The organism is Flagellimonas amoyensis (assembly GCF_003058265.1).
Classification (GTDB): Bacteria; Bacteroidota; Bacteroidia; order Flavobacteriales; family Flavobacteriaceae; genus Flagellimonas; species Flagellimonas amoyensis.
Genome location: NZ_QBUK01000001.1, coordinates 1 through 14,577 on the forward strand (window position 1 = coordinate 1; position 14,577 = coordinate 14,577).

General features: G+C 46.7%; 6 protein-coding genes. 4 read left to right on the top strand and 2 right to left on the bottom strand.

The window, feature by feature from the left end:
* From DB398_RS00005 to DB398_RS00015, 3 genes are all read left to right on the top strand, one after another.
* Positions 1-2,550: SusC/RagA family TonB-linked outer membrane protein (locus DB398_RS00005; RefSeq protein WP_108422361.1), on the top strand; the 2,550-nt coding region annotated here is incomplete at its 5' end.
* A 17-nt stretch (positions 2,551-2,567) separates the two neighbouring features.
* Positions 2,568-3,953, top strand: coding sequence for a RagB/SusD family nutrient uptake outer membrane protein (locus tag DB398_RS00010; protein WP_108422362.1), 1,386 nt, complete (start codon positions 2,568-2,570; stop codon positions 3,951-3,953).
* A 79-nt stretch (positions 3,954-4,032) separates the two neighbouring features.
* Positions 4,033-6,603, top strand: coding sequence for a S9 family peptidase (locus DB398_RS00015; protein ID WP_159076271.1), 2,571 nt, complete (start codon positions 4,033-4,035; stop codon positions 6,601-6,603).
* 65 nt (positions 6,604-6,668) lie between these two features.
* Here the strand turns inward: DB398_RS00015 and DB398_RS00020 are convergent, their stop codons facing one another.
* On the bottom strand, positions 6,669-6,947 hold the full coding sequence (locus DB398_RS00020; protein WP_108422364.1) for a DUF6520 family protein: 279 nt from the start codon (positions 6,945-6,947) through the stop codon (positions 6,669-6,671).
* Positions 6,948-7,089: 142 nt separating this feature from the next.
* The gene (locus DB398_RS18405; RefSeq protein ID WP_199913333.1) at positions 7,090-8,673 is read right to left on the bottom strand and encodes a MauE/DoxX family redox-associated membrane protein; all 1,584 of its coding nucleotides are present in this window, start codon (positions 8,671-8,673) and stop codon (positions 7,090-7,092) included.
* Between the two features lie 1,398 nt (positions 8,674-10,071).
* Here DB398_RS18405 and DB398_RS00030 point away from each other — a divergent pair.
* The gene (locus DB398_RS00030; protein ID WP_108422365.1) at positions 10,072-14,235 is read left to right on the top strand and encodes a two-component regulator propeller domain-containing protein; all 4,164 of its coding nucleotides are present in this window, start codon (positions 10,072-10,074) and stop codon (positions 14,233-14,235) included.
* Positions 14,236-14,577: the final 342 nt, after the last annotated feature.

A 14,577-nucleotide genomic window follows, 5' to 3' on the forward strand; every position in this document is an offset into this window, starting at 1 on the left:
CACTATGCTCACTTTGGTCCGCCGCGGGTGGCTCAGTTTAATCCGCCGAAGGTGGTATACTATGCCCGTTTTTTGCACTTTGCCTCCGACCCGATCAACAATACCCAGACCTCGGGAATCCTGGGAGGGAGCATAAGCCCGCTCAATGGAATCAATCCTGCCGACATTGAAAAGGTAGAGGTCCTGAAAGATGCGGATGCCACCGCCATTTATGGGTCCCGTGGCGCCAATGGGGTGGTTTTGATCACCACAAAAAAGGGGCGGTCTGGCAAGGCAGAGGTCAACATCCACCTCAATACCAGTCTGGGCAGGGTCACCCGGTTCATGGCCCTGTTGAACACGCCGCAGTACTTGGAAATGAGAAGGGAGGCCTTTGCCAATGATGGCACCGAAGACTACCCCGCCAATGCCCATGATGTGAACGGTAATTGGGATCAGGGCCGGTACACCGATTGGCAAAAGGAGCTGATCGGGGGAACGGTGCACAGGACCATGGCACAGGCATCCGTATCCGGCGGCAGCAATGGCACCCGTTACCTGATGAGCGGGACCTATCAAAGGGAGAATACTGTTTTTCCAGGGGAGTCCGGTTATCAAAAGGGAAGTGTCCTGTTGAATTTGGACCATAGTTCTGAAGATGGACGTTTCAAGCTGCATTTCTCCGGAAACTATGTTCTCGATGACAACGACCTGCCCGCAGCTGACCTTACCTTTACCTCCCGTACCCTGGCCCCCAACGCCCCTGCACTTTATGATGATTATGGGGAACTGAACTGGGCCGAAAATACCTGGAACAATCCCTTGGCAGATTTGGAAAGCCGTTTTTCCTCCAATTCCAAGACCCTGACCACAAATGGTGTCGCCACCTATAAGGTTTTCAAAGGCTTCATGGCCAAGTTGAACATGGGCTATACCGATACACGGATGAGGGACAGTAGGGTCCTGCCCTCGACCAGATACAATCCCTATTTCGGGGCCGATAGCCGATATTCAGTCGTTTATAAGGGAAATGCATCCCGGGCATCTTGGATCTTGGAACCCCAGTTGCAATGGCAAGGCCGGGCAAAAGGGCTCAAACTTGATGTTTTGGTGGGAAGCACTTTCCAACAAGAGGAGAAAGAGCAATTGGGGCTTTATGGGGAAGGTTTTTCAAGCAACCATCTTTTGGGTGACATCTCTGCTGCCAATTTTATGGATGTGGAAGGTTTTTCAAGCAACCATCTTTTGGGTGACATCTCTGCTGCCAATTTTATGGATGTGGACCGGAACACGCATGATTCATATAGATACCAGGCTGTTTTTGGAAGGATTAACTTGAACTATCAAAAGAAGTATATCCTGAACCTAACCGGCAGGCGTGATGGTTCCTCCCGTTTTGGTCCCGGTAGGCAGTTCGCCAATTTTGGGGCCATTGGGGCCGCATGGCTGTTTTCGGAAGAAAGCTTGATCAAGGGAGCGTTTCCTTTTTTGAGCTTTGGAAAATTAAGGGGCAGTTACGGGACCACGGGGAACGACCAGATAGGAGACTATCAATTTTTTGAGAGTTATAGCTTGGGAGGGGTCAATTATGATGGGATCGAAACATTGGTGCCTTCCCGTCTGTTCAATCCCGATTTTGGATGGGAGCGCAATGATAAATTGGAGGTTGGGCTGGAGCTTGGTCTCTGGAGGGACCGTATCCTGTTGGCGGGCAATTATTACCGCAACCGGTCCTCCAATCAACTGGTGGGCATTCCCATGCCGGGCACGACCGGTTTCACCAGCCTACAGGCCAATCTGGATGCTGTGGTCCAGAACAGGGGATTTGAACTGGAGATTACTTCCCGATTATGGGATTCCCCAAAATTCAAATGGAAACTGGGCATGAACCTGAGCATCCCCAACAACAAATTGATTTCCTTTCCTGGACTGGAGGCCTCTACCTATGCCAACCGCCTAGTGGTGGGAGAACCATTGGGCATACGTAAACTGTATTTAAGTACCGGTGTGGACCCAGCTACCGGTGTCTACCGGTTCAGGGACTATGATGGGGACGGTGTTATTTCGGCACCGAACGACCAGCAATGGATCGGGGATGTGAGCCCCGATTATTTTGGGGGCATAGTGAACAGTTTTGGCATTGGCCCTTTTGCAATGGATTTTCTTATTCAGTTCAACAAGCAACAGAACTGGAACTATATTTTCAACGGGAGCTATCCCGGATTGATGTCGAACAAACCGATCGATGTACTGGACCGTTGGCGGGAGACAGGGGACAACGGCCCAATCCAGCGATATACCACCGGACGCAATACACTTGCTGTACAGGGCTTCAACCGTTATAGTAGCAGCAATATGGCCCTGTCAGACGCCTCATATGTGAGATTGAAGACCATATCGCTGGTGTACGACCTGCCCAATAAAGATAGAGGCATGGATTGTACCCTTTATCTGCAGGGCCAGAACCTATTGACAATTACGGGGTACCGTTGGGGCGACCCTGAATTTGTGGGAGGTGGTCGATTGCCCCCATTGAGACAGATTGCCCTGGGCACTAAACTTACATTTTAACATAAAACCTCTTTGCAATGAAAAAACAACGATTAATGTTCAGGCTTTATCTGACACTCTGGTTCCCTATGATAGTGGGGTGCACGGACTTTGTTGAAATGGAACTTCCACCCTCCCAATTGACAGGAGAGGCCGTTTTTAACGATTACGCCACGGCCACGGCTGCCTTGGCAAATATCTACGCGTCCCTTAGAGACCAGACCCTGATCACTGGCGGCTCCCGTGGCATTGGCAATATTCTTGGACACTATGCGGACGAACTGGACTATTATGGTTCGGAGACCGCGGCCCTGTATGACTTTAGCATCCATTCCGTGTTGGCGACCAATTCCGAAGTGGCTACATTGTGGAACGACAGCTACAACCTGATCTATGCCTGTAACTCCATTTTGGAAGGTCTGGAGGAAAATACGTCCCTGCTTGAGGACCAGAGGGTACAGATAAAGGGAGAGGCCCTTTTCCTTAGGGGGTTCATCCATTTTTACCTTTCCCAGCTATTTGGCGACATACCCTATGTGACCCGGACAGACCATATGGAAAATGCGACCATAGGGAAATTGGGGAGCTCGGTGATACACGAACATCTGGTCCGCGATCTGACAGGGGCCATGGAATTGCTTCCCACCGAATATGTGACAGTTGATAGGACTAGGGCAAACCGATTTGTAGCCATGGCCCTTTTGGCCAGGATACAACTCTATTTTGGGTATTGGGAAGATGCACTTTCCGCTACGGATACCGTCCTTGGGGCAACGGGCCAATATGTCTGGGAAGAAGATCTTGGCAAGGTGTTCTTGAAGGGGAGCAAAGGTATCCTATGGCAATTGAGCCCAGGAACACCGGGCAACAACACATTGGAGGCGCTGACATTTATATTTGAGCAGGGGCCTCCCACAATGGGGGCCCTCTCCCGACCCTTTATGGATGGTTTTGCCATTAATGATCAGCGAGCAGTTCAATGGACAAAGAGTGTTACGGATGGAAACGATATTTGGTACCACCCTTACAAATACAGGACTAGGGGGCCTTCGGGAAGTTCGGTCGAACATTCCGTAGTATTGCGATTGGGCGAGCTTTATTTGATAAGGGCGGAGGCCCGTATGCAATTGAGGGATCTTGACGGAGCCATGGCCGATCTGAACAAGGTCCGTGGACGTGCGGGTCTTCCAGATCTCGGAGGACTGAATGGGGAAGAACTGGAATCTACCCTGTTGCGGGAGAGAAGGTATGAGCTTTTTACTGAGTTTGGCCACCGTTGGTTTGATCTCAGGCGCCTTCAAAAAGCAGGAGAGGTGTTAGCTCCGCTCAAGCCCAATTGGCAAGAGGGCCACCTACTGTTTCCCATACCGCAATCGGAACTATTGGCAAACCCTAATCTGAGGCCCCAGAATGATGGTTATTAAAAGACACTGGTTCGACTTTTCAATGAAAAAGGGACGGCCAAAGGTAAACCGTCAAGGTTTGTTTTCATTTTTTTTATTGATGTTAGCCACCTGCCTCCTATGGGGGCAGGTACCATCAAAAAAAAACCTGACCCCACAGGACTATCACCGTTGGAGTACCCTTTTGATGCCCCAAATTTCCGATGATGGCCAATGGGTCTCCTACACAAAGCAGTATGATTATGGCCAGGACACCCTTTTTATACGCTCCACGGATGGGAAGGACCAATATGCTCACCCTGGTGGGGGACGTCCGGATTTCAGTCCTGATGGAAGCAAGGTTTTGGTCAAAAAAGGGAACACTTTGCTCGTACAGGAGCTTGACGACGGAAAGATAGAGAAAATAGGACCTGTCCTAGGTTATGAAATGGGCCAAAAAGGAACATGGGCCTTGATAAAAAGGACGGGAGAGGAAAACAAGGGACAAAGTCTTGAAATACGTTTTTGGGGGACCGGAAGAGTATACCGTTTGGCCGCGGTGGAGACCCATTTGATTTCCCCCAAGGGTGAAAAACTCCTCTTTGTCAGAAAAAAAAGGGACAGGTATACCCTCCATCTCTTGGATTTGGGTTCGGGGAAATCAAAGCCCACTTTGTTGAGGACATCCAAATTTCCGTTCCAACAACTGGTCTGGGCCCCGTCGGGCAACAGTTTTGCATTCCTTCAGAAGGAAAGCGGGTCCAAAGATCGTCTCATCCTTTATTTCCACAGGATGGGTCCCATGGGGCAATGGTCCCGCTTGGGGCCGGGAAATAGTGATACGCTGATGGTGGCGGACCAACGGTTATTGATTTCCCCTGATGGTTCCAAGGTGCTGTTCAAGGGCAGGTCCATGGTGGAGAAAAGCAAAGAGGGGGAACCCAATGTGGAGATATGGCATTCAATGGACAAGTTGATCTATCCCAGAAGGAAGGCATTGGGCATGGAATCAATCCGACCATATGACCACATCTGGAGACCGGGGGCCGACCGGGTCCAACGAATAGGAAGCCCCATGCACCCCAACGTAGTGCCCATTCCCGATTTCTCGCAGGTGTTGTCCTTTAACCTTTGGGACAATGAACCCCAATACAAGCGCAATGCAGATCTGGATTTTTATATCACCGACCTGGAAACTGGGAAAAAACAACTCGTCGTAGATGAACTGACCTATCAGGTAAAATATTTGACCATGTCGATCGATGGTAGGTACCTGAAATATTTCAAAAAGGGAAATTGGTGGTTATATGATGTAAAAGCGGAGCGGCACATCAACTTGACCCAGGGCCTGGACAGGGATTGGTCCTATGTGGAAAGGGACAATAGTGACAATGTCGTGGCCTATGGGAGCCCAGGTTGGGGAAAAACAGGGAAGGAGGTGCTTGTTTATGACCGTTATGACATTTGGAAGGTTACGGTCGACGGAAGGCACCGCGAGCGGTTGACCCGGGGAAGGGAAAAAGGGATCCGGTACCGGATCCATGTAAGCAGTATTATGGAACCGTATGCCCACTCATTCCCCGCATTTATGGGTGGGAGATTTGATCTGGGTAAGGGATTGGTACTTCAAGGGTCAGGGGATGACCTGAACTCTGGTTACTTTTTATGGGGAGCGGACAAGGGAACTCAAACCTTGGTTTATGGACCAAAAAGGTTCTATGGGTTAAAAACGGCCGATAGTACGGGGGTTTATATTTATCTGGAAGAAACCTTTGAAGAACCGACCCGACTGGTCCACCTCAAAATGGGACAGGACCCCAGGACCTTGGCAGTGCCCAACGCCTTTCAAAAGGAATACGCATGGGGCAGGTCCTCATTGATCGATTATCAAAACAAGAAAGGAGATACGTTAAAAGGTGTATTGGTCCATCCGGCCAATTACGATCCCGGACAAAAATACCCCATGGTGGTACGTATTTATGAGGAACAACTGGGCAGACTATATAAGTCCGTTGTTCCCACGGAGTCCATCACTACCGACTACATGAACCCATCGGTCCTGGCATCCAAGGGATACTTGGTACTTTATCCGAATATCCGATATGAATTGGGAAAGACCGGTGAGAGTGCGCTGGACTGTGTGGTGTCGGCGGTCAACAAGGTAATTGACATGGGTCTTGCCGACCCTGAAAGGGTTGGCCTGTACGGGGCATCCTTCGGTGGTTTTGAAACGACCTATATCATTTCCCAAACCAATCTGTTCGCAACTGCAATTGCCGGCGCTGCAATAACGGATATTGTAAGCCGGTACCTCTCCATAAATGAAAAGAGCGGACAGGGAGAGGCTTGGCGTTATGAGCACCATCAGTTTCGTATGGGCGACAGTTTTAAGGAGGATTTTGAGGGCTTTGCCGGTAATTCGCCGGTCTATAACGTGCATGGGATGAACACTCCCTTGTTGGCCTGGGTCGGTAAGGAAGACCCAAACGTGTCCTGGCACCAGAGTGTAGAACTTTTCTTGGCGCTGAGACGGCTCCAAAAGGAGCATGTACTCCTAGTGTATCCTGGAGAACAGCATACCATTTTGAGCGAGGAAAACAAAAGAGATCTTGTAAGGCGGATGAGTGAGTGGATGGACCATTATCTAAAGGGAAGCCCAAAAAAAGCATGGATGTTGAACAAGGATATCTAGTGTGAACAGCACAAGAGGTGCACCACTTTAGCAGTGCACCTCTTGCTTACAAACCTATTCCGATACTACTGTTCAGGGTAGTATAGGTCAACACTGCAACTGGTATCATCAGATGGATTTCTAAGTCCAAATGCCTGTTGGTCATTGACGGTACAGATGAATTCGGTCTGAATTGTCTCACATTTCAGCCCTGTATTTTCACAAGGCTGTCCAGGCCCCATGGGGATGTACGCATCCACAAGGGCGGAACTGCTTTCAGTCTTTGCCTGTGTGGCAAAGGCGGCCGCCACGGCAAAAACGATTGCTATAGCGGGCATGATTGTTTTAAAAAGGTTTTTTCTCATAATAATAGAATTTAAAATTAAGACCCATGCTTTTGTTCAGCTCCAACAACAAGGTGATAGGCCTTGGACCTTGATGCGGAGCATCCGGATATCTTTATCCCGCACTTTGGGCCTTTTGTCCCATTAGCGCCGGTTTTTCTGTCTAATCCTGCCTTATTGCAAGTGTATCGTTATGGGCCTTTGCCCTTATGTTATCAAAAGGCGGCCCTTGCAGTTTATAGGTGACCAGGGTCTGGTCAAAGATCCCGATGAAATTTCCATCGGAGACCAAAAAATCCTTCAGGGGTTCTTTCCGTATATGATGCACATAAAAACTGAGGACATAGCTTAAGTCCATTAGATCGTAAACGTCTATGACCGAGGCCCTGTTCCACATAAATTCGGATTCGTTCCTACCCAGGAGATTTCCCTGGACAAAGAGAAGGCCGTTGCTGACCGCGGCCCTTTTGTTGACGATCAAGGGAGGGGCCGCCATTTTTCGTTGATCACTCTTTTGAAGTGTGGCCACCTTTATTTGGGGAAAACTGATGGTATCGATGGTCCGGCCAAAGCGTGTCCTCTGCAATAGGGTATCGGCCAAAATGACCTTGTTATGATAATAATGCACATATACCACTTGGTTCGATACCGGGTCGTGCAACAATACCCCATCGGTATCAAAGACGCCGTCCACCTGTTTTTGAAGGATGTCGGGCTTCAACGACAATGGGATGCTGTCCCCCAACCGGACCAACCCAAGTTCATTTTCGTTGTTTTGGGTACTGCGTGCCCGTATGGCAAAAGTGTTGGGGGACAGGGGAACCGCCAATGAAAAATAGGCTTCGCCCCTTAATATGGGATTGGCGGCCCAGGTATCGGTACCGCCCCTGAATATGGTGGGTACCGTGCCGTCCATGAAATAGAAATAGGGAGGGTGTACAACGGTCTTGATGGACCGAAAACCTATATTTTGATGGGGGATCTTCATTTGGATGTGTAGGGTGTCCCTTAATGTGGTATCACTGACCACCATATGGAGCGGGGAAGTGGGATTGGCCAAAAATATCCTGCCTTGGCCAGCTCCGGCCAAGTAATAGGAATTGAAGCCCAGGCCCAGTTCATGGGTGCGTTTTATGGGGTGGTGGGGATAACGGCGGGTGAAATTGTTCCGATGATGGACCATATTCTCGCTCGATAGAAATAGGCCCGTCACCAGGGCCATACTGCCCAAGGCAAGTCCCCCTATGATTACAAGCGGTCTGCCCGTCAATTTCTTTAGTTCCGAAGGATTGTTCCGCTGTTGGCCTTGGTTTCTTCTGTAGCTTCCCTTTGGGTTCAATAGAAGTATTCCGATGAGTGCCAAAAGCACAAAAAGGAGATTGAGGACCAAATGTTCGGTCCATCCCAAATCCTCCAGGACACCACCGCAGGAACAGGGGATGAAGTCGGTAAAGTTCAGGATAATGACAATATAGGTGGTGAACATGACCATTAAAAAAAAGGCGGCATTCAGCCCCCAAAACCGTAGCCGGGGAACAAAAAGCATTCCTGCCACGATGAGTTCTGAAAGGGGAACCGTCCAGGCCACCCAATCCGCATGTGCGGTAAGAAGGGGGGATTGGGCCAATTGAATGCGAAAACTTTCAAAATCCAACAGTTTGCTGACAGCGGCATAGGTAAAAAGGAGGATGTACAACAGACATATGATCTCCAATATGATCCTACTATGTTTTGCGCTCCATTTCATTTTATTTATAACCATTTGATTTACAATGGTAAAATTAAAGAGGATGATGGATCTGTAAGGGATTACTTTGGCTCTGAGAAGGATTATTTCTTGACTGAGAGGGAGTATTTTCGCTTTTTTTCTTAAAAAAATGTGAAAACCTTAGTGCTTCTACATCGGCAATTAGAAATGTGAAACTTCTTGTAATGCTTTTTTACCAGGAAATCCAGCCCTTGTTGTAGTTGATGGCTGAAGCTGGTTTCTCAATGTTGTTCATCAACTCGCCCAATGTAATGAGTATACTTCTATTGATTGGCAGATCATTATGTATTCGGATAAATCAAGATGTAGTATTTTTTTGAGGAAATCACCTTTTTTTGGGGATAAACTCGAATTTTAACTAAGAAATTTTACCAGAGTTGAATTATATGTCTTTGACACATAAAAATCTCATACGGTGTGTTTCCCTTAGATACTCCATGGGGTCTGTAAAAGGTATAAATCCCAGGGCCTTGTTGCCTTGTCCTTTATGCTTTGAAATCAGCAATTTCAATAGATAGAGGGTCAAAGCAAAATTCCTATTTGGAAATTTTTGCTTTGGAAATGCCTAAGAAAATAGCTAGGCAATAGGTTTGGATATTTTCCATGGGGCTCGATTTTTCATTGTTTCCTCAGTGCCCAAAGGATATTCTTTTCTTTTCAGGTTTTTGAGCAATGTTTAAAACGTCGGGAAGTATGTCAAAAAGGCTGTTTTCAAAATCAGCTCTTTTCCCCTCCCTAGGCTTTTAAAATAATCCAAAAGAACGTCAGTCCAGCGATAATGATCGCAACCTATACAAGTTGCCAATTGGTGCAATTGGCATTACTTCGCATCGTTGTCTCTTATATGAGATAACGAATAAAACTTCACGTTTTTCTATTCCGGTCTTCCACAAAACAAACAATATTTGACTTTTTCAAAAAAAGGCATGCCTTTGACGTATAGTATCCTATAGGATACTATACTTTTTGAACAATATGTCAAGGGAATCATTTGACAGAGCAGCTTCCGATATTTGGAGATACCACGATCTTTACAACAGGTTTTCTACAAAATTTACATGATTATCAAGCTGCCCTCCTATAAAGTTGAATGTGGTCCTCATGGTTGGGAATGTAACATATGGATAAAGTCCGTCAATGACCGGAACAGGGGTTTTGACAACATTATGTTTAAAATTTTAACATATTATTATTACATTGTGTCTTGTTTTGGCAAATTCAAAATCACTCCGTGGTTTTGAAGAGGTTCAGAATAGGAAGTTAAAATTTTTGGGAACTCAAATCAACGCCTACCGAGAAGTGGCGTGAGCCATGCCCAAGATTTTTTCAAATAGGTGAAGAACCAATCCAATATTGTTCCATCAGTACTTGCACCATATGAAGCGAATGCTCTCCTTTTTCTTGGTCGTGTTTTTCATGGATGTGGCATTCCCACAGGACACTTTTGACGATTTCAGTTTTGTGAATGTCATGAAAGATGTGTCCAAGGCAGGGATATATACCATTTTGCAGGACAATCAAGGTTTTATTTGGGTAGGAACCAATGGTTCGGGACTCTATCGATATGATGGCATGGATCATGTTTCCTATAAGAATGACATCAGGGACAAAACCTCTATCAGTAGCAGTCTGGTCATTTGTAGCTATCAGGACGCCAAGGGGCGAATATGGATCGGCACTGATGAAGGATTGGATTTATATGACCGCGAACGGGACCAATTCAAAAGAATCAGGCTTTCGAGTGCCGATGGGACCTCTTCGCAAGTGTCTGTCAGCAGTCTCAATGAGGACGGCAGAGGAAATCTGTTGATTGGCACTTATGGACAAGGGTTGTTGCAAATGGACCCAGTAACACATGTGGTGGAATTTGTTGAAGCAAAAGTGACCGGCGGGGGCGAATTGACTATCCATGCCATACAGCGGGACAGCAAAGACCGGGTATACGTAGGGACTGACCACGGGTTGTTGAAACTGGATCTTCATGAAAAGGCACTGATTCCGGTTCAGTTGGGCGTTCAATCAGAAGGAATTGGTATAGGCGGTGTCATCAGATCCATGGTCATTGATGGCGAGGACCGTATTTGGGCAGGAACTTTTTCCCAAGGACTCTACAGGGTGAACAGGGACTCAAATGGCTTGCTTTCGGGGGCCGATCATTTTCCCATTTCGCAGAACACATTTCTTTCCATGACCAAACTCTCCGATGGTAGCCTGCTTTGTGGAACTGAAAACGATGGGCTTTTTCACATGGCCCCCAATGGATCGGTAAGGAGGCGATATTTATACAGCAAAGAAAATGAAAAAGGAATCCTGTCCAATTCCATTTGGGCTTTGCTGGAGGATAGGGATGGCAAAATTTGGATGGGATATTATAATAAGGGACTGAGCGTGTATGATCCGTTATTTGACAAGTTTCCCGAATTGGAGAGCCTCTACAACAATCCAAACTCCCTACAGGTAAGTTCCGTCACATCCATAGTGGAAGATTCGTCCGGCAAACTCTTTATAGGTATGGATGGTGGCGGGATTGATATCTATGACCCGGACAAAAACCATTTCACGCACATCAATACCAGGACCCATGGGGCCTATTCGGGGCTGACCAGCGACTACATACAGACGATTTTCTTGGACAGCCATCAGAACCTATGGGCTGGGAGTTGGGACAAAGGGCTCTTTTTTCTTAAAAGGGGGTCTACCCATTTCATAAATTACAATCCAAACAACACCAATGGCATTTTTACGGCGAATACGGTGATGAGTATCGACGAAGGCCCCAATGGTGACATTTGGATTGGTTCCTACCGTAGCGGGCTTTACACATATACTCCCGGAACAGGGGATTTTGTGCACCATGGCGATATCGTTGGGCAGAATGGTCCCAATGGGTATTTCATATGGAAGATATTGTTCGATACCGATGGTGATCTTTGGATGGGAACGACCAAGGGACTTTATAGGGTCTACAAATCAAAGAACGGGGAACTTTGGGTGAAAGGCTTACAGGAAGGTATGCAAAAGGAATACGACAACCCTGTGACGGCCAACCATATCCTTTCCCTCTATCAAACCCAAGATGATATACTCTGGATAGGCACAAAAGGAGCAGGAGTTTGCAGATACGATAAAACCTCTGGCACTTTTATCTGGTACAATACCTACAAGGGGCAGAAGCAGGAGAATGTTTGTGGAATTATAGGGGACGATAGGGGAAACATATGGTTGGGGGGTAACTCCGGTATTACCAAAATGGAGCTAGATACTGGAAAGTTCACGGACTATTCCATCAACGATGGCCTTCTTTCCAATGATTATAATATGAATTCCACTTTTAGGGATAACAAAGGGCAGATCTATTTCGGAGGCTACCAAGGGATTGACTATTTCGATCCCGGGGAGATAATCAAAAATACTGACAGGCCTTCGCTGTATCTAAAGGACTTGAAACTGTTCAACCAAAAGGTCACCCCACTGGAAAAAGGGTCCCCCTTGGCAAGGGTCATCTCCGAATCCGACAGCATTGTTCTGAACAACAAGCAATCGGTTTTCACTATTGAGTATGCCGGGATAAGCTACACAAGGCCAGAGAAGAACAATTATGCCTATTACCTGGAAGGGTACGAAAAAACATGGAACTATGTGGGCAATGTCAAGAGTGCAACATATACCAACCTAGCCCCTGGCAACTATGTCTTCAAATTGAAAGCCTCAAACAATGATGGTGTTTGGAGCGAATCACCCCTTACATTGGCAATCAAAGTGCTTCCGCCTTGGTGGAAGTCAAGTTGGGCCATCATCTTATATGTCACATTGCTGTTGTCCGCCCTTTATCTGCTTAACTGGGTGACGAACATTAGGATACAGGAAAGACAAATGGTATCCAACGAAAGGGAGAAAAGACTGCAGGAAGCGGAACTGAACGAAAGGAAGTTCCAATTTTTCACAAACATATCCCATGAGTTTAGGACACCGCTCACACTTATAGTCAATCCGCTAAAGGATATTCTAAAAGATACAGCCCTGCAACTTCCCGAGGACATCAGGGAAAAACATAGGACCATATACAGGAACACCAACAGGCTCAGTAGATTGGTGAACGAGCTGTTGGATTTTAGGAAATTGGAGATCAACAAAGTGGAGATAAGGGCATCCAAATTGTGCCTTGGTGACTTTATGGGCAGGGTCACCGACCATTTTAAGGAAGAGGCCCGGTCCAGGGGCATACAAATGGATATCACCACACAATGTCAGGAAATAGAACTTTGGGCAGATTCGGATATGTTGGAGAAGATAGCCTTCAACATCCTTTCCAATGCCTTCAAGGTGACGCCAGATGGGGGATCTATCAATATTGAAATGTATCGGTACGATGAACCCGTGTTATTGCCATTAGTGGATTCGGTCGTTCCGGTCCAGGCAGTGGAATTCAGCATATCGGATACGGGTCCAGGACTCCATGAAGACCAGTTGGAAAAGATATTCGAACGCTTTTATCAAGTGCAGAATCTCAACAATACCTACTATGGCGGGACCGGAATAGGGTTGGAAGTAGTGGAAAGCTTTGTGAAACTGCACAAGGGTAAAGTGATGGTGGACAGCAGATTGGGAGAGGGAACGACCTTTAGGGTCATTTTGCCCGCAGGGAATGCCCACTTCACCGAACAGGAGATTTTGAAGGATCCTACTATACCTAAAGGGGCTATGAACCTATATGCCGATATCCAAACAGCACTTGTTCCATCGGAAAGGGTCGGCCAAACGGCTTGTCCCCACACACTGCTCATTGTAGAGGATAATGCAGAACTTAGAAACTATCTCTTCAAAGAGCTTTCGGCCCACTATAGGACAAGGGTTGCAAAAAACGGCAAAGAAGGGCTTATGTTGGCCAAACAGCTGTTGCCCGATGTTATCCTAACAGATGTGATAATGCCCGAAATGGATGGATATGAGCTTTGTAGACGCATAAAGGGAGATATGCGGACAAGCCATATCCCAGTTTTGATGCTTACTGCAAAATCATTGACAGACGACCATATTGAAGGGATAGAACAAGGTGCGGATGAGTACTTGGTGAAACCTTTTGATATGAGATTGTTGCAAACCAGGCTTTCACAATTGATCACCACTAGGCAGCTCATTTTCAACAAATACTTTGGAGAACTTGGCACAAAGGTTGAATCCCGCCATACGGATCCCGTTGACAAGGAATTTATTGAAAAAATACTCGAACATATCCACACCAATATTGGAGACCCTCTTCTGGGAGTAGAATCCTTGGCATCAGAGCTTAAACTCAGTCGAAGCCAGCTATATAGAAAAATCAAGACCCTTTCAGGCATGACAGCCTCGGAGTTCATAAGAAGCGTCCGATTGAAAGTGGCCAAACAGATTCTTGAAAATGGAGGGGAAACCAATATCGGGGAGTTGTCCCACAAGGTAGGGTTTTCCTCGCCTTCCTATTTCACCAAATGTTTCAAGCAACATTTTGGAATCATCCCCACCCAATTGGCTGCTCTAAAAAACAGCCCTGAAATATCATAAGAACCCCATACTACAAATCCATCTTTAATGTCACAAGCCTTGATGACTGATATAGATTGGGCATTACTATTGCTCAGGGATGAACGTTTCGTTTTATGCCCACATTGTGGTCCAGATCAGGACCTCGCATAAAAACGACGGAAATGTTCCCTGCCCTTCTTTTAACTACTTACTCGAATTTTAACCTCTTTTTCCTGAGAAAGTATGTCATATCACACGAAATGGCAATGCCCTAGAGGGCAGTTTGTTGAAAAGTTGAAGAAAAAGCGCCAAAACAAATGTGCCATACCCTATAAAATATGAAGCAAAAAGCATCTTTCTTCCAATTCTGCAACATTTGTA

What these genes read in the sequence shown, in the direction of transcription:
- DB398_RS00010 (WP_108422362.1), top strand. Translation starts at nt 2,568, where the DNA reads ATGAAAAAACAACGATTAATGTTCAGGCTTTATCTGACACTCTGGTTC.
- DB398_RS18405 (WP_199913333.1), bottom strand. Translation starts at nt 8,673, where the DNA reads ATGAAATGGAGCGCAAAACATAGTAGGATCATATTGGAGATCATATGT.
- DB398_RS00015 (WP_159076271.1), top strand. Translation starts at nt 4,033, where the DNA reads ATGTTAGCCACCTGCCTCCTATGGGGGCAGGTACCATCAAAAAAAAAC.
- DB398_RS00030 (WP_108422365.1), top strand. Translation starts at nt 10,072, where the DNA reads ATGAAGCGAATGCTCTCCTTTTTCTTGGTCGTGTTTTTCATGGATGTG.
- DB398_RS00020 (WP_108422364.1), bottom strand. Translation starts at nt 6,947, where the DNA reads ATGAGAAAAAACCTTTTTAAAACAATCATGCCCGCTATAGCAATCGTT.